22 protein-coding genes, 1 tRNA gene and 1 pseudogene are annotated in these 20,485 nt (G+C 69.0%); 13 read left to right on the top strand and 11 right to left on the bottom strand.

Going from position 1 to position 20,485, the window contains the following annotated elements:
* Positions 1–2: 2 nt before the first annotated feature.
* The 3 genes from J9315_RS11905 (at position 3) to eno (ending at position 2,755) form a co-directional block, all read left to right on the top strand.
* The gene (locus J9315_RS11905) at positions 3–530 is read left to right on the top strand and encodes a MazG nucleotide pyrophosphohydrolase domain-containing protein (protein ID WP_232623534.1); all 528 of its coding nucleotides are present in this window, start codon (positions 3–5) and stop codon (positions 528–530) included.
* On the top strand, positions 527–1,369 hold the full coding sequence (locus J9315_RS11900; protein WP_198498258.1) for a tyrosine-protein phosphatase: 843 nt from the start codon (positions 527–529) through the stop codon (positions 1,367–1,369). The genes J9315_RS11905 and J9315_RS11900 overlap by 4 nt, the downstream gene beginning before the upstream one ends.
* 105 nt (positions 1,370–1,474) lie before the next feature.
* Positions 1,475–2,755 carry a phosphopyruvate hydratase gene (gene eno / locus J9315_RS11895; RefSeq protein WP_137824267.1) on the top strand — a complete coding sequence of 427 codons (1,281 nt, stop codon included), beginning with the start codon at positions 1,475–1,477 and terminating at the stop codon, positions 2,753–2,755.
* A gap of 421 nt (positions 2,756–3,176) precedes the next feature.
* Here eno and J9315_RS11890 read toward each other — a convergent pair whose 3' ends face one another.
* Positions 3,177–4,280 (bottom strand): DUF559 domain-containing protein, encoded by a 1,104-nt coding sequence (locus tag J9315_RS11890; protein ID WP_198498259.1) that lies wholly within the window; start codon positions 4,278–4,280, stop codon positions 3,177–3,179.
* Between the two features lie 640 nt (positions 4,281–4,920).
* Between J9315_RS11890 and J9315_RS11885 the strand changes: the two genes are divergently transcribed.
* The 6 genes and pseudogenes from J9315_RS11885 (at position 4,921) to J9315_RS11860 (ending at position 10,757) form a co-directional block, all read left to right on the top strand.
* Positions 4,921–5,421 carry a septum formation initiator family protein gene (locus J9315_RS11885; RefSeq protein WP_198498260.1) on the top strand — a complete coding sequence of 167 codons (501 nt, stop codon included), beginning with the start codon at positions 4,921–4,923 and terminating at the stop codon, positions 5,419–5,421.
* A pseudogene (locus tag J9315_RS11880) lies at positions 5,421–5,900 on the top strand (DUF501 domain-containing protein); the annotation flags it as partial. The gene J9315_RS11885 and the pseudogene J9315_RS11880, both read left to right, overlap by 1 nt.
* Before the next feature lie 138 nt (positions 5,901–6,038).
* Complete coding sequence (locus tag J9315_RS11875) at positions 6,039–6,977, top strand: Ppx/GppA phosphatase family protein (RefSeq protein ID WP_198498261.1); 939 nt, start codon at positions 6,039–6,041, stop codon at positions 6,975–6,977.
* Entirely contained in the window at positions 6,974–8,284 is a 1,311-nt protein-coding gene (locus J9315_RS11870) for a S8 family serine peptidase (RefSeq protein ID WP_198498262.1), read from the top strand. Before J9315_RS11875 ends, J9315_RS11870 begins: the two co-directional genes overlap by 4 nt.
* A gap of 66 nt (positions 8,285–8,350) precedes the next feature.
* A complete protein-coding gene (locus J9315_RS11865; protein WP_198498263.1) occupies positions 8,351–9,727 on the top strand; it encodes an NAD(P)/FAD-dependent oxidoreductase in 1,377 nt (458 codons plus the stop codon).
* A 166-nt stretch (positions 9,728–9,893) separates the two neighbouring features.
* Positions 9,894–10,757 (top strand): hypothetical protein, encoded by an 864-nt coding sequence (locus tag J9315_RS11860; protein ID WP_198498264.1) that lies wholly within the window; start codon positions 9,894–9,896, stop codon positions 10,755–10,757.
* A 10-nt stretch (positions 10,758–10,767) separates the two neighbouring features.
* On the opposite strand, the gene J9315_RS11855 is transcribed toward J9315_RS11860, so the two are convergent.
* A complete protein-coding gene (locus J9315_RS11855) occupies positions 10,768–11,388 on the bottom strand; it encodes an NAD(P)H-binding protein (RefSeq protein ID WP_198498265.1) in 621 nt (206 codons plus the stop codon).
* Between the two features lie 92 nt (positions 11,389–11,480).
* On the opposite strand from J9315_RS11855, the gene J9315_RS11850 reads away from it, so the two are divergent.
* A complete protein-coding gene (locus J9315_RS11850; RefSeq protein ID WP_198498266.1) occupies positions 11,481–11,864 on the top strand; it encodes a helix-turn-helix domain-containing protein in 384 nt (127 codons plus the stop codon).
* 54 nt (positions 11,865–11,918) lie between these two features.
* Here J9315_RS11850 and J9315_RS11845 read toward each other — a convergent pair whose 3' ends face one another.
* Positions 11,919–12,410 (bottom strand): hypothetical protein, encoded by a 492-nt coding sequence (locus J9315_RS11845; protein ID WP_198498267.1) that lies wholly within the window; start codon positions 12,408–12,410, stop codon positions 11,919–11,921.
* A 40-nt stretch (positions 12,411–12,450) separates the two neighbouring features.
* A tRNA-Leu gene (locus tag J9315_RS11840) sits at positions 12,451–12,524 on the bottom strand.
* A gap of 131 nt (positions 12,525–12,655) precedes the next feature.
* On the opposite strand from J9315_RS11840, the gene J9315_RS11835 reads away from it, so the two are divergent.
* Both J9315_RS11835 and ppk2 read left to right on the top strand, forming a co-directional pair.
* On the top strand, positions 12,656–13,876 hold the full coding sequence (locus tag J9315_RS11835; RefSeq protein ID WP_198498268.1) for an MFS transporter: 1,221 nt from the start codon (positions 12,656–12,658) through the stop codon (positions 13,874–13,876).
* A gap of 96 nt (positions 13,877–13,972) precedes the next feature.
* Entirely contained in the window at positions 13,973–14,875 is a 903-nt protein-coding gene (gene ppk2, locus J9315_RS11830) for a polyphosphate kinase 2 (RefSeq protein ID WP_137824258.1), read from the top strand.
* Positions 14,876–14,931: 56 nt separating this feature from the next.
* On the opposite strand, the gene J9315_RS11825 is transcribed toward ppk2, so the two are convergent.
* The 7 genes from J9315_RS11825 to J9315_RS11795 form a co-directional block, all read right to left on the bottom strand.
* Positions 14,932–15,210, bottom strand: a complete 279-nt coding sequence (locus J9315_RS11825; protein WP_198498269.1) for a hypothetical protein — start codon at positions 15,208–15,210, stop codon at positions 14,932–14,934.
* 71 nt (positions 15,211–15,281) lie between these two features.
* Positions 15,282–16,184: an SDR family oxidoreductase gene (locus J9315_RS11820; protein WP_198498270.1), complete on the bottom strand. Its 903-nt coding sequence runs from the start codon at positions 16,182–16,184 to the stop codon at positions 15,282–15,284.
* Between the two features lie 310 nt (positions 16,185–16,494).
* Positions 16,495–17,583 (bottom strand): TIGR01906 family membrane protein, encoded by a 1,089-nt coding sequence (locus tag J9315_RS11815; protein WP_232623535.1) that lies wholly within the window; start codon positions 17,581–17,583, stop codon positions 16,495–16,497.
* Between the two features lie 121 nt (positions 17,584–17,704).
* Positions 17,705–18,631: an AEC family transporter gene (locus J9315_RS11810; protein ID WP_198498271.1), complete on the bottom strand. Its 927-nt coding sequence runs from the start codon at positions 18,629–18,631 to the stop codon at positions 17,705–17,707.
* Positions 18,632–18,668: 37 nt separating this feature from the next.
* Entirely contained in the window at positions 18,669–18,989 is a 321-nt protein-coding gene (locus J9315_RS11805) for a hypothetical protein (protein ID WP_198498272.1), read from the bottom strand.
* 147 nt (positions 18,990–19,136) lie between these two features.
* Entirely contained in the window at positions 19,137–19,460 is a 324-nt protein-coding gene (locus tag J9315_RS11800; protein WP_198498273.1) for a DUF202 domain-containing protein, read from the bottom strand.
* A gap of 23 nt (positions 19,461–19,483) precedes the next feature.
* On the bottom strand, positions 19,484–19,864 hold the full coding sequence (locus J9315_RS11795) for a DUF202 domain-containing protein (RefSeq protein WP_137824252.1): 381 nt from the start codon (positions 19,862–19,864) through the stop codon (positions 19,484–19,486).
* Between the two features lie 131 nt (positions 19,865–19,995).
* On the opposite strand from J9315_RS11795, the gene J9315_RS11790 reads away from it, so the two are divergent.
* The gene (locus J9315_RS11790) at positions 19,996–20,445 is read left to right on the top strand and encodes a DUF4186 domain-containing protein (protein ID WP_198498274.1); all 450 of its coding nucleotides are present in this window, start codon (positions 19,996–19,998) and stop codon (positions 20,443–20,445) included.
* Positions 20,446–20,485: the final 40 nt, after the last annotated feature.

Genomic DNA, 20,485 nt, shown 5'->3' with positions numbered 1-20,485 from the left:
CCGTGGACGAGAACGCGGGGGTCATGGCCGAGCGCTTGGACGGTGCCGTCGAGGCGATGGCGGTGCTGCGCGCACGGTGCCCGTGGTCGTCCGAGCAGGACCATCGGAGCCTCATGCGGTACGCCCGGGAGGAGACCGAGGAGCTCATCGAGGCCCTCGAGGATCTCACCGCCGACCCGTCGCCGGGCAACCGCGACCACGTCGTCGACGAACTCGGTGACGTCCTCTACCAGATCCTCTTCCATGCCGCGCTCCTCGACGAGAGCGGCGGAAGCGACTACGGGACGACGCTCACAGACGTCATCGAGCGGCTCGAGGCCAAACTCATCCGCCGGCACCCGCTGACCTTCGACGGTCAGGGGCGCAGCGGACCCGTGCCGGCACTGGCCGACGTCGAGAGGGAGTACCGTCGGATCAAAGCCGCAGAGCGCGCACAGAAAGCCGCAGAGCGCGCACAGAAAGCCGCAGAGCGCGCACAGACGGCGGCAGCCGCAGACGCGGCACCACCAGCAGAGAGGGACGCAGAGTGAGCTTGGACAGGATCGACATCGAGGGCACCTTCAACTTCCGCGACCTCGGCGGGGCACCGGTGACCGGGGGAGCAGCGACAGCCGGGGCCATCGCCGGGGCGGCCGGCGCATCGTCGGTGGCGACCGGTCGGGTGTTCCGCGCCGACGGCCTCGCCCAGCTCACCGACCGGTCCCGGGAGGAGCTCGCCCGCCTCGGGATCACGACGGTGCTCGACCTGCGCGACATCGGCGAGCGGGCCAAGCACCCCGATGCGCTCGAGGGCCTCGACGTCGACTACATCGCCCTGCCGGTCTTCGAGGACAAGTTCTTCCCGGCCGCCCCGCTGTCGCAGGAGGAGATGATCGAATTCGCCGAGACCACGGGGATCGACCTCAGCGACCGGTCCCTGCGCCGCATCTACGACTACCTCATCGCCCACTTCGGTCCCCGGCTCGCCCTCGCCGTCGACACCGTCGCCGATCGCTGCGAGACCGGCGTCGTCTTCCACTGCTCGGCCGGCAAGGACCGCACCGGTCTCGTCGCGGCCTTCGTCCTCGCCCTCCTCGGGGTCGACCGGGACGACATCCTCGACGACTACACGGCCACGGAGGACCACCTCGGCGGATCCTTCCTCGAGAGCATCAGGCGCAACTATTCCGATGCCGGCATCTCCGGCAACCTCGCCGAGGCGGCGACCTCGGCCCCGCGCGACCTGCTGGCGGGGATACTGACCTCCCTCGATCGGACGTACGGCAACGATGCGGTGGAGAAGTACCTGCTCGAGAACGGCATGGATCCGCAGACTCCGGCGCGGCTGCGTGAACGGCTCCTGCAGGTCAGCGACGGGCAGGCGGCGTAGGCCCGGTTTCACGCATCGATCGGGGCCGGGCGGTGCCCGGTTGTGCACTAAGCTTGCGGGCAGGCACATGTTTCCCATGTGACACCGACTGCTAAGGAGTAATCAGTGGCTGAGATCGTTGCCGCAAACGCCCGTGAAATCTTGGATTCCCGGGGCAACCCCACCGTCGAGGTGGAAGTGCTCTTGGCCGACGAGTCCGTCGGTCGCGCGGGAGTGCCCTCCGGCGCCTCCACCGGTGAGTTCGAGGCCGTCGAGCTGCGTGACGGCGATCCCGAGCGTTACCTCGGCAAGGGCGTGACGAACGCCGTCGAAGCCGTCATCGATGAGATCCACGAGGCCATCGTCGGCCTCGAAAGCGATGATCAGCGCCTCGTCGACCAGGCGCTCATCGACCTCGACGGGACGGAGAACAAGTCCCGCCTCGGCGCGAATGCGATCCTCGGAACCTCGCTGGCCGTGGCCCGTGCGGCAGCGGTGTCGGCCGATCTCCCGCTCTACCGGTACCTCGGCGGCCCGAACGCCCACGTCATGCCGGTGCCGATGATGAACATCCTCAACGGCGGATCGCATGCCGACTCGAACGTCGACATCCAGGAATTCATGATCGCCCCGATCGGTGCGGCGAGCTTCCACGAAGCGCTGCAGTGGAGCGTCGAGGTCTACCACGCGCTCAAGGGCGTGCTCAAGGAGCGCGGCCTCTCCACCGGGCTCGGCGACGAGGGCGGCTTCGCACCGAACCTCGAGTCGAACGCCGCGGCCCTCGACCTCATCCTCGAGGCCATCGAGATCGCCGGTCACCGTCCGGGCCGTGACATCGCGCTCGCCCTCGACGTCGCGTCCTCGGAGTTCTTCAAGGACGGCGCCTACGAGTTCGAAGGCGAGAAGAAGTCGGCCGAGGACATGGCCGCCTACTACGAGGACCTGCTGAGCAAGTACCCGCTCGTCTCGATCGAGGACCCGCTCGACGAGAACGACTGGGAGGGCTGGGCGAAGCTCACCGCCGCGATCGGGTCGAAGGTCCAGCTCGTCGGCGACGACCTCTTCGTCACCAACCCGGAGCGCCTCGAGCGCGGCATCGACAACGACACCGCGAACTCGCTGCTCGTCAAGGTCAACCAGATCGGCACGCTCACCGAGACCCTCGACGCCGTCGAGCTCGCGCAGACGCACGGCTACACGACGATGATCTCGCACCGGTCCGGGGAGACCGAGGACACGACGATCGCCGACCTCGCCGTGGCGACCAACGCCGGTCAGATCAAGGCGGGCGCGCCCGCTCGGTCCGAGCGCGTCGCGAAGTACAACCAGCTGCTGCGCATCGAAGAGCAGCTCGGCGATGCCGCCCGCTACGCCGGCAAGCGCGCCTTCCCGCGCTTCGAAGCCTGAGGGGCTGGGCCGGCAGATTCCTGTCGGCGGGTCGCACCCACACCGAGGCGGGGGCCGAGTGATCGTTCGCGGTCACCCGGCCCCCGCCTCGGCGCTTGAAGGATTCTCCTCCCGCCAGGGACATCACGCATAACCCTGCGCTCGGCCCACTGCCCTGGGCTCGGTCCACCTCCCGGAACTCTGTGCACCACCCGGAGTTCTACGCACAACCCTGGGCGGTTCGTCCACCGTGCCCGTCCATGCACACCCCGTGGCTCGCCATCCCACCCGCGGAGCGCGACACCCTCCCCGTCCTGGGGTTGTTCATGCCGCTGAGCATGAGGGCAGGGGGAGTGCCCTCACGCTCAGCGGCTGCCCGATACGCCGCCGAGGTGACACCTCACCCCGCGCCGGCGGCACCCACGCCCTCCCCGGCGGCACCTCACCCCGCCGAGGCGGCGGACGCGGACGCCATGACGACGTGCTTGATCTCGTTGAACTTCGCCTCTTCGAAGAGTTCCTTCCAGCTGATGCGAATGACCCGCCACCCGCGCTCGCGCAGCCACTGCTCACGGCGGCGCTCCTTCTCGAGCTCCTCGCGGGGTACGCCGGATCCGAGGTAGAGCTTGCCGATTCCGTCGACCTCGACGATGAGCCGCGCGCCCTTGTGGCAGAAGTCGACGCGGATGTCGGGCCTCTGCCGCTCGGTCGGGAACGTCACTTGGGGCACCATCCCGACGATGCCGTGCTGGTAGAAGCGGACGGCGGCGATCGATTCTCCGGGCGATTCGCGACGTCCGTCGGCGAGGTCGAGGGCGCGCTCGACCCGCTTCGTGTTCCGCTTCTCGACCGCCTGCGCGACGACGGCGCGGATCCTCTCCAGCGTCGTCAGTGAGCGCCGGAGGGCGTCGTCGATCATCGCCACCGAGATCTCGAGACTGTACGTGCGGGCGACGTCGACGAGGGTGCGCTCGAGCGTCGTCACCCGCATCCCGCCCACGCGCTGCCAGTGCGCAGCGGGAATCGTCGTGCCGCGGACGTGGAGGCTCGGGTACCGGCGGTTGACGCCGGGACGCACGACTTCGACCTGGTGCGTGACCGGGTAGGCGACCGGCAGACCGTGGACGAGGGCGGCCGAGATGTGGGAGACGACCTCGACGTCGACCCCTGACTGCGCCTCGCGGTTCGGGTGGTCGGTCGTCTCGTCCGCACCGGAATCCCCGGATCCCACCGCGCCCGAATCCCCGGTATCAGTCGCCGAGGCGGTCCTCGCGTTCCGTCGCTGGAACTGGAGTTCGCGCCTGGCCATGACCTTGGCGCTGAGTTCGTTGATCGCGTCGCGATTGTCGCCATGCTCGACGAGCTCGTCATGCGTTCTCTCCGCGATGCCCGCCCAGAGCGGGCGATGACGCTCGACCGTGCAGACGCGCCTGGCCACATAGACCCCGCGCGAGAGTCGGAGCAGACAGCATGTGCGAGCGAATCGGATGTCCTCGTGGGTGAAGCCGAGCCGGTTGAGTTCCTGGGTCGTCAGTATTCGGTACATGGATACAAAGTGCATCAAACGTCAGTAAAGCGCAATAGAAACTTCCCGTCCTGTGGATAACTCTGGGGATGGCGTGTGGGCGGCTGTGGATAACGAGGGCGGGCGGGCGCGCAGTGGCAGGGGCGGGGTGAGGATGCGCGGGCGGGACGGGGGAGCGCTGCTGCTGGTCCGGAGCGGGGCGCGGTCGGCGGGCGGTTTCTCGCATCCCGCCCGTGGAGCGGCACAGACAACCCGTGCACGCGGTGGATCTGCGGCTCAGGGTTGTGCGCAGAGAGTTCCGCGGTGTTCGTGCAGCTGCGGGTTGTGCGTGGGCCTGCGGGTTGTCGCGCAGGCAGCTTGCGGGTCGTACGTGGGCTCACGGGTTGTGCGTGCGCTTGCGGGTCGTCGGTGAATCTGCGCGGTGTGTGAATCGCGGCTTGAGCCCGGTTGCTAATCGTCGCCACCGTCCCGCTCGCACCCACCTCGGAGGCCTGCCCGCGCTCGAGGATTCCCGCAGAGGCTCCCACGCCATCGCGACGCCTGCGGAATCCCCGACACCGAACACGCCACGGCGTGGAAATCCCGGCTCGCCCCGATGCGACCAGGCAGACTTATCTGTGTTGCGGCTGCCTTCCCAATCCCCGGCCGCAGAGGAAGAGTCATGGTTCCGAGCAAACCGAGAAGAACTGCCCCGAAGACGGCTCCCGGCAAGGCCGCTCCTCGGCGACGCCCGAAACCCGTCGTCGAGGCGACCGCGAGCCGTGATGCGCGCGGCCGCCGGATGTCCTGGCAGGCCGGAGTCTTCCTTGCCGTCATCGCCATCGTGCTCGTGACGTTCCTCCCCTCGATCAACTCCGCGCTCAAGCAGGCGCAGCAGATCGCTGCGCTGAACAACGAGATCGACTCCACCCGCTCCGAGGTCGAGGCGCTGCGGGAGAAGAACGAGAATCTCAAGGATCCGACCTACATCGCCCGCAAGGCCAGGGAGGACCAGTACTACGTCGAAGAGGGCAAGAACGCTGTCATCGTCACCAACCAGGACTCGGAAGACGATGACGATTCGGACACAACGCGCCCACAGCGCAGCCAAGCCTGGTACCTTGAGTTGCTGGAGTCGATCGAGGAGGTCGGCAATTCGAGCAACACGACGGGAACGGACTGATGATCACAGAGTGCACCGAGGCGGACTTCGCAACGCTGAAGGAGCAGCTCGGACGCATTCCCCGCGGGGTCGTCGGCATCGCCGCCCGCAGCACCACCGGTGAGCCCCTCGTCGTCGCGACCGCCCCGCGCCTCGAGGACGGCACCCCCTTCCCGACGACCTTCTACCTCACCCACCCGGCCTACGTCGCCGAGTCCTCCCGCCTCGAAGCGGCGGGGATCATGGCCGAATGGACCGCGGAGCTCGGCGCCGACGACGAGCTCGCCGCCGCCTATGCCCGGGCCCATGACTCCTATCTCGCCGTCCGGTCCGAGATCGGCCGCGCCGCCGGCATCGCCGAGGTCGAGGAGATCGCGGACTTCTCCGCCGGCGGCATGCCGACCCGGGTCAAGTGCCTTCACGCCCTCGTCGGCCACGCCCTGGCCGCCGGGCCCGGAGCCAACCCGATCGGCGACCGCGCGATCGGACTGATGACCGATGTTCCCACCCCTGCCGTCACCCCCGCCGAGGCGACCGCGGAGTCGATCCCGGGTGCGGGCTCGGAGACGGGGCAGGGATCCCCGGCCGCGGCGTCATCGGCCGACGCCGCCTCGCAGACGACGGACTAGGAGAGAACCATGCGCGTAGCCGCCTTCGACTGCGGAACCAATTCGCTGCGCCTGCTCGTCGCCGACATCGATGAGGCCGGCACGATGACCGAGCTCCTCCGCGAGACCCGCATCGTCCGCCTCGGCCAGGGAGTCGACGCCACGGGGGAGTTCGCCCCCGAAGCGCTCGAGCGCACCTTCGCCGTGACACAGGAGTACGCCGATGCCGCCGCAGAGTTCGCACCGGAGAAGATCCGCTTCGTCGCCACCTCGGCGAGCCGGGACGTGAAGAACCGGGACGAGTTCTTCGCCGGGATCTTCGCGATCCTCGGCGTCGTCCCCGACGTCATCACCGGCGATGAGGAGGCCCACCTCTCCTTCCTCGGCGCGACGGCGGGCCGCAGCGCCTCCGAGGGCCCCTTCCTCGTCATGGACCTCGGCGGGGGATCGACGGAGCTCGTCCTCGGCACCGAGGCCGTCGAGTCCGCGGTGAGCATGGACATCGGATCGGTGCGCCTGACCGAGCGCCACATGAGCACCGATCAGCCCGACGACGGCCAGGTCCGCGCCGCCGTGACCGACATCGATGAGCACCTCGATCGCGCCGCCGAGGTGGTCGACCTGGCCGCGGCCCGCACCTTCATCGGCGTCGCCGGGACCGTGACGACCCTGACCGCCGGCATCCTCGACCTCGACAGCTACCAGCGCGAGCGCATCCACGGGGCGAAGCTCACCGTCGCCGACGTCGAACGCCAGGTCGACGCGCTCCTCCGGATGGACCGTGAGGCCCGTGCCGCGCTGCCGTACATGCACCCCGGACGCGTCGACGTCATCGCCGCCGGCGGGCTGATCTTCGCCCGCGTCGTCGCCCGGGTCGCCGACGCCGTGCGCGCCGCGGGCGGCAAGCTCACCATCACCGTCTCCGAGACGGACATCCTCGACGGCATCGCCCTCGACCTCGCGTCATGACCGGGAGCAGCGCACCGCCGACGACGCGCACCGGGCGCCGACCCCGTGCGCTGACGAAGCTTGCGCTCATCGGCCTCGTCCTCGGACTCGTCGTCGGCACCGCGCAGCCGGCGCTGGCCGCCCCGAAGCCGGGGCCCGGGCAGTGGTTCATCGGCGACTACGGCATCGAAGAGCTGTGGAAGACGACGACGGGCAAGGGTGTCAAGGTCGCCGTCATCGACTCGGGTGTCAACAAGGACCACGAGGACCTCAAGGACGTCGTGACGGCCGCGAAGGACTTCAGCGGCCTCGGCAAGGACGGCACGACGCCGATCGGCGGCAAGGACACGATCCACCACGGCACCGCCGTGGCCGGCGTCATCGCCGGTCAGGGCGAGGGCGCCGGGCCGATCGGGGTGGCCCCGGACGCGGAGATCCTCTCCGCCTCGATGTGGCTCGGCCCCGACCGTCCCAAGGACTCTGGGTCGACGCGCGAGCAGGCGGCGGAGGCGATCCGCTGGTCCGTCGACAACGGCGCGAAGATCATCAACATGTCCCTGGGCTGGGACGACCCCGCGTGGCCGTCGAGCTGGGACGAGGCATTCAAGTACGCCTACGAGAAGGACGTCCTCGTCGTCGCCTGCGTCGGCAACGCCTCCCAGGGCGCAACCCAGGCGTGGTCGCCGTCGACGGTGCCCGGCGTCATCGGCGTCGGCGGACTCGGGAAGAACGGCCGGGTGCTCGACGCCTCGACGGCACCGGGCACCGCCGTCGACCTCATGGGCCCCGCCGCCGACATCCCCATCCCGTTCTACTCCGGCGGGTACGCCGAAGGCCAGGGCTGCTCGTTCGCCGCGCCCGTCGTCTCCGGGGTCGCCGCCCTGATCCGCGCGGACAACCCCGACCTCAGCGCCGACGAGGTGGCCGCGAAGCTGCTCTCGACCGCGAAGCCCGTGACCGGACACACGGGCCAGAGCACGGCCGACAAGCCCGACCCGACCGTCGGCTGGGGTCGGCTCGACCCGCAGGCGGCGATGGACTCCGATGTGCCGAAGACCGTGCCGAGCGCCGCCGACGATCTCGCCTCCTGGGTGACGATGCACCGGCGCGCCGAAGGCAGCGCAGCGGAGACCGAGACCGCCGCCCCCGCCGAGGGCGAACAGCCGAAGGCCGTCGCGCCGAAGGACGTCGTCGCCACCCAGTCGACGCCGACGCTCGGCTACGCCGCACTCGGCGTCGGCGGCGGCATCGGACTCATCCTCCTCGCCGTGGCAGCGATCGTCTTCGCCCGCCGGAAGCGGATGCGCAGGCGACTCGGCGAGCCGTGATACGCGTCTCATCTGGGACGTCGATGATGATTAGTGAAAGTTTTCACAAGGGCCTAGGATGGGGTCATGGCTCTCATCAGAAACTCGAAACTGCGTCCACGCATCCTCGTCGTCGGCGGCGGATACCTCGGTCTCGTCACGGCCCAGAATCTGCTGAAGAATCTCGGCCGCGGTGAAGCCACCGTGACCGTCATCGACCCCAACCCGTACATGACGTACCAGCCGTTCCTCCCCGAGGTGGCCGCCGGCTCGATCGAGCCCCGCCACGCCGTCGTGCCGTTGCGCCGCAATCTGCCCGGCGCCGAGGTCATCACCGGCAAGGTCACGTCGATCAACCACGCCGACAAGTTCGTCGTCGTCGAACCCGAGAACGATGAGCCGTTCGAACTCGACTACGACCACATCATCATGGCCGCCGGCTCCGTCGCCCGCACCCTGCCGATCCCCGGCCTCAAGGAGAACGCGATCGGCCTCAAGCGGATCGAAGAAGCCGTCGCGCTGCGCGACCACCTCCTCTCCCGCCTCGCCGACGCCGCCCTCATGGAGGACGACGACGAGCGTCGCAAGGCTCTCACCTTCGTCTTCGTCGGCGGCGGCTTCGCCGGCATCGAGCTCCTCGCCGAGCTCGAGGACGTCGTGCGCTCGGCGATCGCCCAGTACGAGACCCTCACCGAGGCCGACGTCCGCTTCGTCCTCGTCGAGGCCCTCGGCCGCGTCATGCCCGAGGTCGGCGAGGCACAGGCCCGCTGGGTCGTCGAGCACCTGCGCGAGCGCGGCATCGACGTCTACCTCGAGACGTTCCTCCAGGACTGCACCGACAAGCGCGTCAAGCTCTCGAACGGCGAGGAGTTCGACGCGGACACCATCGTGTGGTCGGCCGGCGTCAAGGCCAACCCCGTCCTCATCGACTCCGACCTGCCGATCGACGAGCGCGGCCGCGTGACCGTGCGCGCCGACCTCCGTGTCGAGGGCGAAGACGGCGTCGTCGAAGGGGCATGGGCCGCCGGTGACAATGCCGCGGTGCCCGACCTCTCCGGGGGCGGTGTCGGCGGCTACTGCGTGCCCAACGCCCAGCATGCGGTGCGTCAGGCGCCCGTGCTCGCCGCCAACGTGCTCGCCGCCCTGCGCGGAGAGACCGAGTTCAAGCAGTACTTCCACAAGACCATCGGATCGGTCGCCGGTCTCGGCCTCTACAAGGGCGTCTCACAGATGGGCGACTTCGAAGCCCGCGGTCTCCTCGCATGGCTCATGCACCGCGCCTACCACGGCTACGCGATCCCGAGCATCGACCGCAAGGTCAAGGTCTTCGGCAACTGGATCCTCAACTTCGTCCTCGGTCGCGACACCACGGAGCTCGTCGACCTCGACGTGCCCCGCAAGAGCTTCGTCGAGGCTGCGGAGTCGAAGCCGGTTCCCAAGAAGGAAGAGCCCGTCAAGGCCTGATCCTGACCGCGTCTGACGGATGAGAGTCCGCAGGCGAGACCGAAGCCCCGGGAGTGCGATCGCACTCCCGGGGCTTCGTCGTCGACAGGTGTCGGCGCCGAGGTTGTGATGAGGCCGTTATCGACCGACCGGCCCGGTCGCCCCGACCGCAGGCTACGGTGAGGAGATGAAGCGCACTACAGCCATCGTCAGCCTCGTCGCCGTGCTCGTCCTCAGCGGATGCACCCGGGGCGGTGAGGACACGTCGGCGCCGCAGCCGGGCCCCACCTCGGCGACGGAGGCCGGGAAGCCCGCCCCCACCGATGACGAGACGCTCGTCGACGAGGATTCCCTCCCGGTGGGGCACTGCGGAGTCGCTCCCGCACCGATGACCGACCAGGCGATCTACCAGGGCACGCAGGACACCGACTGCGACGAGGCGAGGACGGCACTGGAGGCACTGGCCCGCGGGGAGGGGGATGACTCCGAGCACGTCGCCGGGCACGGGACGATCGTCGACGGGTGGGAATGTCTCTTCCCGATGGACAGCGAGGTCGCCGACTACGACATCACGCTCTCGTGCGACAAGGACGAGCAGCGCTTCGTCGTGCGGCCGGCGAGCCTCGACGTGCCCGCGGGCTACCACGTCCTGCCGTGGGAGTACGAGGGGACGGCGACCGGCGCCGCGGGACTCTACTTCACGACGGAGTCCCGGAAGCACCACTGCAGCTTCCAGGAGGACCTGCTCGGGTGCGACAACCACAGCTTCCCCGAGGACCTGCCGCCTGTGACGTATCAGGGCCAGCAGCAGCAGCCGACGGCGATCGTCCTCACCTCCACGGGCGGGCCCCGCTTCGAGGCCTACGGCGATCCGACGTTCACACAGTTCTCCGATGCCGGGGAGTGGGGTGCGGACACCGCCGTCCTGCCCTACGGTGACCTCCTCATCGCCTACGGCATCGCCTGCACGACCGATGCGGACCGCGAAGTCGTGTGCACCAACGGTGACCACGGCTTCGCGATCTCCTCCCGGGACTATTCGCTCAGCTGAGGGTCAGAGGTCAGTTGACCTCGGAGTTCGCCACGGTGAAGCGCGCGTCGACGTGCTGGGGATCCTCGACGTCGTCGACGAGGGCGACGGCGAAGTCCTCGGCGGAGATCCGTTCACCGGCGGGTGCGTCGGTGCCGACGGCGTAGTAGCCGGTGCGTTCGCCCGGGGCGATCTCCGGGGCGGGGGAGAGCATCGTCCACGGCGAGTAGTCGCCTGCCCGGAGCATCTCGAGGGCGCGGGTGCCCGTCTCCGCCTCGGCCTTGTAGGCGCTGGGGAACCCGGGGGCGTCCTTGAGCATCGTCTCGCCGTCGACGAGCAGGGATCCGGCGCCGCCGACGACGTAGAGCGGGGTGTCGCCGCTGGCCTCGGCGAGGGTCTGCAGCGCCTGCAGCCATTCGCCGTGGTCGCCGCCGGTGCGGCTGGGGCCGGTGGCGGAGATGATGACGTCGTGGTCGGCGGCGACCTGCGCATCGAGGGCGGCATCGGCCATGTCGCCGGTGAGGCTGCGGGCGACGCCGGGGACCTCGGTGCCCGTGCGGGTGATCGCCGTGACCTCGAGTCCGCGGCCGGCGGCTTCGGCCGCCACGCGCGAGCCGACCATTCCCGAAGCTCCGAAGAGTGCGATTCTCATGATGAGTCCTTCCGTGGTGTGCGGTTCCTGATGCAGTGACGATATACTGAGGATACAAGGTACCTCAAAGAAACTATTGGAGTTCTCGCACAATGATCGACTGGGAAGGCGACGCGTTCGACCCCGACTGTCCCACGCGCATCGTCCTCGACCGCCTCGGCGACAAATGGACGGTGCTCATCATCGAGACCCTCGAGGAGGGGCCGCGCCGTTTCAACGAGATCCGCCTGGCCGTCGGCGGCATCACCCCGAAGGTGCTCACCTCGACGCTGCGGTCCCTGACCGCTGACGGGCTCATCGCGCGCGAGGCCTTCGCCGAGGTGCCCCCGCGGGTCGAGTACCGACTCACCGACCTCGGTCGCTCCCTGCTCGAACCGGTCGCGACGCTGCGACGCTGGGCCGAGCTCAACGTCGCGCGGATCGAACACAACCGGGAGGCCGCCGAGGTGGCCGCTGAGACGGCGCTGCTGAGCTGAGGGGGCGCGCGGTCAAGGGGCCTTCGGGCCTGCCGAGCAGAGCGGTGCGCCGGGTCAGGCGTCGGCGATGCGGGCGAGCACCTCGGCGAGATCCCGCAGCTCACCGGCGATCCGGTACTGCCGGGGATGGCCGGAGCGGACCCAGTTGTTCGTGATCATCGACGCGCTCGCGCCGTTCGTCGTCGCCTTGAACTCGTCGACGTCGAGGGGCGCGGTGCGATCGGCGAGGAGCCGGGCCCGGAGCGCGGGGGAAAGGTTCTCCCAGTGGTCGGCGGCCTCGTAGCCGATGACATGCCAGTCCCGGCCGCCCTCACGGTAGGCCAGCGGGCGCTGCGGAACAGTCACGGTGGGCGGTGCCGCTTCCGGAGCTGTCGCCTCGGAAGCTGCCGCGGCCCCGGACGGGCGTCCGGCACGCGGGTCGAGCCGGCCCGCCGGTGTGCGGTCATCGAAGAGCACGGCAGGTCCGGGGGCGGCGACCGTCATCGGGTCGTCGAGGCCGGTGACGGCCTGCGGGGGAGTGCCGGGGATGATGAGCGCTGAAGTCATAGGACGATCATGCCCGACTTCGCGAGCTCCGGCGACACGGTCCCCCCACTGGGACTCGAACCCAGACTGAATCGATTTTAAGTCGACTGCCTCTGCCGATTGGGCTACAGGGGGTGACGGTGCCGTGTCCGCAGTGGCGCTGCGCGGACAGCGTGCTCATCGCCAGCATCACTATATCGTCCCCGCCTGGGGCCGCGATCTGAGACACGACCGCGTCCGTGCTGACCAGGGACTAGCCTCACCCCATGACGATGCCCGCGCCCAGCCGACAGGCCTGGGTCATCCTCGTCGTCGGAGTGCTCGCGCAGATGGCGGCGACCGTGGCGATCACCGGTCCGGCATTCCTCATCCCGTACCTCCACACCGAGCTCGGCTACTCGCTCACGCGCGCCGGGACCGTCGGCGTCGCCCCGAGCTTCGGACTCATCCTCACGCTCATCGCCTGGGGTGCGTTCGCCGACAGGTTCGGCGAGCGGCTCGCGATGACGCTCGGCCTCGGGCTCACCGCGCTCGCCTCCGCGGCAGCCGTCCCGCTCTCCTCGTCGCCGGCCTGGCTCATCGTCACCCTTGCCCTCGCCGGGGCCGCCGCGGCCTCGGTGAACTCGGCGAGCGGACGCGTCGTCATCGGCTGGTTTCCCCGGCATCGGCGCGGCCTCGCCATGGGCATCCGCCAGATGTCGCAGCCCTTGGGCACGAGCGTCGCCGCCCTCGCCGTCCCGCCGCTCGCCGCAGCCGGCGGCATCACGGCCTACCTCTGGTTTGCTACCGCCGTCACCGCGGTGATGACGATCGTCACCGTCGCTCTCGTCCGGAACCCTCCCCGCGCCGAGGCGGTCCGCCCTCCCAGCGCACCGGAGCACGGACAGCCCGGCGCCGCCTCGGCGACGAACCCCTATCGCTCCGACGGATTCCTCTGGCGCATCCACACGGTCTCCGCCCTCCTCGTCGTCCCGCAGTTCGCGTTCTCGACCTACGGGCTCATCTGGCTCATCGCCAACCAGGGAGTGCCCGCCGCGGTCGCCGGCGGGATCGTCGCGGCCGCGCAGATCGTCGGCGCGCTCGGTCGCCTCATCATCGGCGCCGCCTCCGACGCCCTCGGCTCCCGGGTCGCCCTCATCCGCCTCGTCGCCGTCGCCGCCTGCGTCCTCACCCTCGCCGTCGCCCTCATCTCGCTCACCCCGCTGCCCGTCGTCGCCGCGCTCGTCTTCGTCCTCGCCTCGACGGTGTCGGTGGCCGACAACGGACTCGCCTTCGCCTCGGTGGCCGAGGCCGCGGGGCCGCGCTGGTCGGGGAAGGCGCTCGGGGCGCAGAACACGGGGCAGTTCGCGGTCTCGGCGCTCGTCGGACCCGGGCTGGGGGCGCTCATCACCGCCTTCGGGTATCCGTGGGCCTTCGTCATCGTCGCCGCCGCACCGCTGATCGGCGCGGCCCTGGTTCCGAAACACGACATCGATCGCATAACCTGATGTTCACCTCGCACCAGTACCGTCCGAGGCGCCGGGGTCGTGACCGGGTCGCGACGACATCCCCCACACCGGCAGCTGAGCAGTGAAGGAGTCTTCGTGTCCATCCTCCCGAACGAGAACCTGCGTGAGTACATCGACAAGCTCAGGGTCGAAGGCTACACGGTCGCCGACAGCCACACGACCGATCCGCAGCTCATCGACCCGATGGGACGGGCGGTCGAGACGTGGCGCGAGGGCTACCCGTACCCGGAGCTGATGAATCGGGAGGAGTACGAACTCGAGAAGTACCGGCTCCAGGTCGAACTGCTGAAGTTCCAGTACTGGGGGCAGGACACGGGCGCGAAGCACGTCATCGTCTTCGAGGGCCGCGACGCCGCCGGCAAGGGCGGGACGATCAAGCGCTTCACCGAACACCTCAACCCGCGCGCGGCCCGGGTCGTCGCGCTCAACAAGCCCTCTGACCGGGAGGCCGGGCAGTGGTACTTCCAGCGCTACATCAGCCACCTGCCGACGAACGGCGAGATCGTCATGTTCGACCGGTCCTGGTACAACCGGGCCAATGTCGAACGCGTCATGGACTTCTGCACCGACGATGAGTACGAGCGGTTCATGGAGCAGGCTCCCGTGTTCGAGAAGATGCTCATCGACTCCGGTGTCCACGTCACGAAGTTCTGGTTCTCCGTCACCCAGCGCGAACAGCGCACCCGCTTCGCGATCCGCCAGATCGATCCGGTCCGACGGTGGAAGCTCTCGCCGATGGACCTCGAGTCGCTGGGACGCTGGGACGACTACACGTTCGCGAAGGAGGAGACGTTCCGCCGCACGGACACTGATCACGCCCCGTGGATCACGATCAAGAGCAATGACAAGAAGCGCGCCCGCCTCAACGCGATGCGCTACTTCCTCAACCAGTTCGACTACGCGGGCAAGGACACCTCGATCGTCTACGAACCGGATCCGCTCATCGTCCGCCGCGGTCGCGACGCCGTCGACGACTGAGCGGCCGCGGCACGAACAGTCGGCCCCCGTGCGGTGCACGGGAGCCGGTGTCGTTCTCAGGCGGGCATCTCGGGAGGTCCGTCGTCGGAGGATTCGCCGGTGAGGACCTCACCGACGTCGACGAGGCCGTCGTCGTCGGCCGCGCTGCCGGGCGCGTCGGCGCGGTGCTCGTCCGTCGTTCCGTCGGTGCCCGCTGCGCTGCCGCGCACGGTGTCGCCGTCCTCGTCGGTCGACACCTGCGGTGCTTTCGTCACCGCGGCTGCAGGCTCGGAGCTCTTGTCGGGGCTTGTGTCGGGGCTTGAGGTCTCATCGGGCGGGGTGGTCTCGGAGCTCATGAGCATGTCCTTTCATCAGAGGTGCGGTCAGCGCGGTGCTCACCGCTGGGGGCTTGGAGGTGCCTCGACGGTCAGGGCGTCGGCTGACCGCCGTTGACGTTGAGGGTCTCACCGACGACGTAGCTCGACTCCGGGGACGTGAGGAACACGTAGGCGGGCGCCACCTCGGTGGGCTGGCCGGCGCGACCGAGAGCGGTGTCCTTGCCGAACTCGGGCAGGGCGTCCTTCGGCTGTCCGTCGGAGACCTGCAATGGGGTCCAGAACGGTCCCGGAGCGACGGCGTTGACGCGGATGCCGCGGGGTGCGAGCTGCTGGGCGAGGCCCTTCGAGAAGTTGTTGATCGCGGCCTTCGTCGAGGCGTAGTCGAGGAGGTGGGCCGAGGGACTGTACGCCTGCACCGAGGTGGAGTTGACGATCGTCGATCCCGGGGCCAGCACCTCGGCGGCGGCCTTGCTGATGTGGAAGATCGCAGCGATGTTCGTCTGGAACGTCTTCGCCCACTGCTCGTCGGTGAGATCGGAGATCGCCTCGACGGAGATCTGCCGGCCGGCGTTGTTGACCACGGCATCGAGCCCGCCGAGGGCGTCGGCGGCGTCTGTGACGAGGTCCGCGCAGAACTGCGGGTCGGTGAGGTCGCCGGGGAAGAGGTGGACCGCGCGTCCGGTCGCCTCGATGACGCGCTTGACCTCGTCGGCGTCGGGCTGCTCGACGGGGAGGTAGTTGAGCGCGACGTCAGCGCCCTCGCGGGCGAAGGCGATCGCGATCGCCGCCCCGAGGCCCGAGTCGCCTCCCGTGATGAGAGCTCTGCGGCCCTCGAGCCTGCCCGTTCCGCGATACGAGTCCTCACCGCGATCGGTCTGGGGTTCGAGGTCGCGATCGAGACCCGGTTCGGGCTGATCCTGCCGGGGCGGGGTGATGCTGGGATAGCGGGTGACGGGGTTCTGGAACGTCAGCTGATCGGTGTCATTCGCCATGGTCGAGGCTCCTTCGATCGGTGCCGGGTTTCAGGCATGGTGCCTTGTCATCGACGTTACTCAGACCCGGCCGCCCGTGCAAGCGCGGGGAGAGGTTCGCCGGGGACTCACACCTGACGCCCACGGCACGATGCGGAACGGTGCAGACGTTCAACGGGGGATGATCGTCTGCGGGCGCGGAACGGCGAAGTTCAGCCACCTCGGCGATATGGGAGGGCGGAGAAAGCATGCGGCCGGGTGGAAGGGGAAAGACCACCCGGCCGGAACCGTGGAGCGCGTGAGCGCAGAGTGCCGCTACCTGCGGCGGGATTCAGATGCGGTCGGCGGACTCGCGCTGGGCCTTCTTCGCGGCTTTGCGTTTCTTGTGACCGGCGAAGCTGAAGAGGAAGAGGATGATGGTGAGGAGGAGGAAGATCCCGCCCGCACCGATGCCCGCGTCGACCCAGAACTGGGGCGGGAAGAGGCGGATGAGGGAGTCGTCGGCGTAGAACTCCCACGTCCCGTCGGCGAAGAAGACGCGGTGGAATCCGCGGAAGAAGCTCTCCCAGCCCAGCAGCGCGACGACGGCGAGGCCGGCCATCGCGATGAAGCTGAAGATCGCGCCGAGGCGGAACCCGATGCGCATGCCCATCCCGTTCCTGCGCGAGAGGTAGAGGGAGAAGAGGACCGTGCCGATGAAGCCGATGATCGCGATGAGGTAGAGGAGGGAGATGAGGCCCTTGACGTCGGCCATGTGGTCGAGCTCGGAGGAGATGAAGACGGGTTCGCCGTTGGGCATGACGACATCGGCGAGGTAGCGGCGCGAGTCGAGGTTGTGGAGGTAGTCGATGACGTACGTGCCGTAGTGCTCGCGGTCGGCGGAGCCGAAGCCGAACTGATCGGCAGGGAAGCCGGGGCGGAAGTACTCGAACTTGAGGAACATCCCCGAGGCGATCGCGCGCACGGAGAGCGCGAGGAGCATGAACGGCACGGACAGGGCGATCCAGATCGTGCCGATGATGTCGAGGGGGTTCCGGCGGCGTTCGGGGTACTCCGGCTCGTGCGTGTCGGTCGACGTCGCGGCCTTCGTCACCGCCGCCCAGTCCTCCTCGCTCATCACCGAGGGGCGGGAAGCGCTCCCCGGCGTCGTCGCGGCCGCACCGTTGGCAGGGACCTCGCGAGTGCGGGCGGTCTCCTGCGGCGCATTCGAGTGGGCGGGTGCCACGCGCACCGGGCCGGTCGACGGGCGGGGCTCCTCCTTGAGGATGGGATCCTTGATCGGATCGAACGCCTCGGTGTCGGTCGACGGGTCGTTCGCGGCCTCGAGAGGCGCCGAGGACTTGTCGGCAGCGCTCGTCGACCCTGAGCTCATGCGCCTGCTCAGGAGGTCTTCGGTCTCGTTCTTCTCGTCTCCAGCCACGCTCCCATTGTCAGTGACAGGGTGCGCCGAGCCCGGGAGGACACGCCACGGACCCCGATATCGCCGAGGCGGTCGGCCCCTGGCATTGTCACGGGCAGTCCTCACTTGAGGACGCCGCCCCTCACCCGAGGAGAGCGGCGACGATGACGAGGGCCGGCACGGCAAGGACCGTGGTGATGAAGACGGCATCGCGCATGAGCGCCTCGGATTGGCGATACTGCATCGCGTAGATGTAGACGTTCTGCGCCGTCGGCAGGGCGGAGGTGACGACGATGGCGAACAGGTCGATGCCCGTATAGCCCAGCAGCGGGCCGCCGATCGCCCAGGCGATGACCGGCTGGGCGACGAGTTTGCCGACGGTGATGTAGCTCAGCTGCGAACGGGTGCCCTTGATCGGCAGCGCCCACCCGTCCTTAAGAGAGATGCCGAACGCGAGCAGGGCGCCGGGCACCGCCGTCGCCCCGATCATGTCGATCGGCTCGAAGATGAACCGCGGGAGCTCGAATCCCGTCGCCGAGGCGGCCACTCCTGCCGCCGCCCCGAGCAGGATCGGGTTCTTCGCGACCTGGAGGATCGTGGTGTACCAGTGAGTGTCGTGCTTCTTCTTGCCCGCGCCGTCGAGGACGGTCATGCCGATCGGGGCGAGGACGATGAGCTGGAAGAGCAGGACGGGGGCGACGTAGCCGACGTCGTGGAGGACGTAGGCGGCGATCGGGATCCCGAGGTTGCCGATGTTGACGTAGCTGACCGCCCACGCGGAGAACATCGCCTCGCCGGTGCTGCGTTTGCGCACCCAGCGGGTGAGGGCGAAGAGGAGGAACCCGACGATGATCGCCGACCCGCCGGTGGCGAGCAGCGCCGTATTGAAGATCAGCCCGAGGTCGGTCTGGGAGACCGTGACGTAGAGCAGCGTCGGGGTGCCCGCGTAGAAGACGAGCTTCGCGATGACCTGCTGTCCGCTGGGCCCGAGGACTCCGGAGCGCCCGAGGAGGAACCCGACGAGGATGACCCCCGCGATGACGGCGAATCCTTCGAATACGGCCAGCATGGGCTACCGGTGATCCTCGTTTCTGTGAGTGGTCGGGTCAGTCCTTCGCCGGGACTGCGTCGACGGCGAAGTGGGCGGCCGCGGCACTCGCGGCGGTCACGGTGAAGACGGCGGGCCAGGCCCCGATCTTCTTCGCCAGCGGGTGCGAGAGACCGAACCCGCCGAGGTAGGCGAGGCTGAGGGCGGTCGCCGTGGGCCAACCGCGCTTGACGTACCACGTGCGTGCCGCGTATGCGCCGGCGGCGGCGAGGACGACCCCGCCGAGGGGGCGGATCCCGGTCTCGCGGGCGGTGAGAAACCCGCCGATGAGGCCGAGGCCGACGAGTGGGGCAGTGGAGACTTCCTGGGCATCCTTCATGCCCCCAGTCTAGGGAGGCCCCTGATGACTCGGGACGGCGGTCTCACGACGAGGAACGTCGATGTCGCGGCGGCAGTGGGAGCTGGCGGAGTCCGGTGGAGCGGAGAGGACCGGATCGACGCTCCCGAACGGAGGGGCCCGGGTCCCTCAGCCGAAGGTCAGCTGGATCACCGAGGCGATGCCGAGGGCGGCGATGAGACAGACGGAGACGGTGATGGAGATGACCGCCCACGGTGTGGGCTGACCGCGTTCGGCGCGGATCGACCCGGCGCCGATGCGGTATCGGTCGGCCTGCATGGCGATCGCCGCGATGGCGAGGCCGAGGCAGAGGACGAAGACGGAGACGGAGACGACGGGGAAGATCGTGATCCAGCGGATGAAGAGGAGACTGACGACGGTCATCGTCAGGCTCGTCCGCAGCCACGACTGGGTCGTCCGCTCCGGCTGCAGGCCCGGATCCTCGTGCGGCATGTACCGCGTCGACTTCGACGGGGTCACAGCACCCCGGAGAAGACGAGGACGAGGAGACCGGCACCGAGCGCCGAGGCGAGGCTGACGATGGGGATGATGAGCGGCAGGGGCAGCGACTCCTTGCGCCGCATCGCCGACTCGATGCGGAACCAGCGGAAGGCGGCTCCGGCGGCGAGGACGAATCCGATGGCCATGAGCACGATCGACAGCGTCGCGCGCAGCCCGGGGGAGAAGATCGCCCCGGTGAACGCCTCGACCGCGATGCCGCCGCCGATGAACGCCAGCGACGTGCGGATCCAGGAGAGGAACGTCCGCTCGTTCGCGAGCGTGAACCGCGGGTCGGGATCCTCCCCGTCGGGGAACATCCGCTGGGCGAGCCTGCTGCGCGTGTCGTCGTGTGCCACGTCTTTGAGAATACATCCGCGTCCCACTCCCGGGCCGTCACCGTTCACAGTGTGATGCGGCGGTGACCACCGTCTGCGGTCACCGCCGGTGTCCGCCGACCCGTGTCAGTGGCGCCGGATACGCTCCCCACATGACGGATCACCAGCAGTTGGACGAGCGGATCGGGCGCATCACCCGCACCCCTTTCCGCTCGCGCTTCCACCTCCGCGACTCCGACCTCGACTACATCGCCGCACGCGACATGGACACGATGAAGCGGCACGCAGAGGACTTCATCGCCACCCGACTGGCCCCGCGCAATCCGCCACGCGACGGCAAGCAGACCCCGTGGAAGGGCCACCCCGTCTTCCTCGCCCAGCACGCCACGGCGACGTGCTGTCGCACGTGCCTGCAGTCCAGCCACGGCATCGCCGCCGGTCGTGCGCTCACTGCCGCCGAACAGTCCGAGGTCGTCGCCGTCATCTGCCGGTGGATCGAACTCGAGCTCGCCTCCGCCCCCGCCCGACGGTCCGTGCCGAGACCGCCGACCGCGGCGTCGAGGAGATCGCAGAGGACGGTGAGGCAGCCCGCCCTCTTCTGATCCATCGCCTGCGTCTCTGCACCCGTGTCCCACCCTGTGA

The sequence above is a fragment of the Brevibacterium sp. W7.2 genome (genome assembly GCF_018137945.1).
In the GTDB taxonomy this organism is placed as follows: domain Bacteria; phylum Actinomycetota; class Actinomycetes; order Actinomycetales; family Brevibacteriaceae; genus Brevibacterium; species Brevibacterium sanguinis.
Note: the sequence above shows the minus strand (reverse complement) of the source record. Positions and strands in the feature narration are given on the sequence as shown.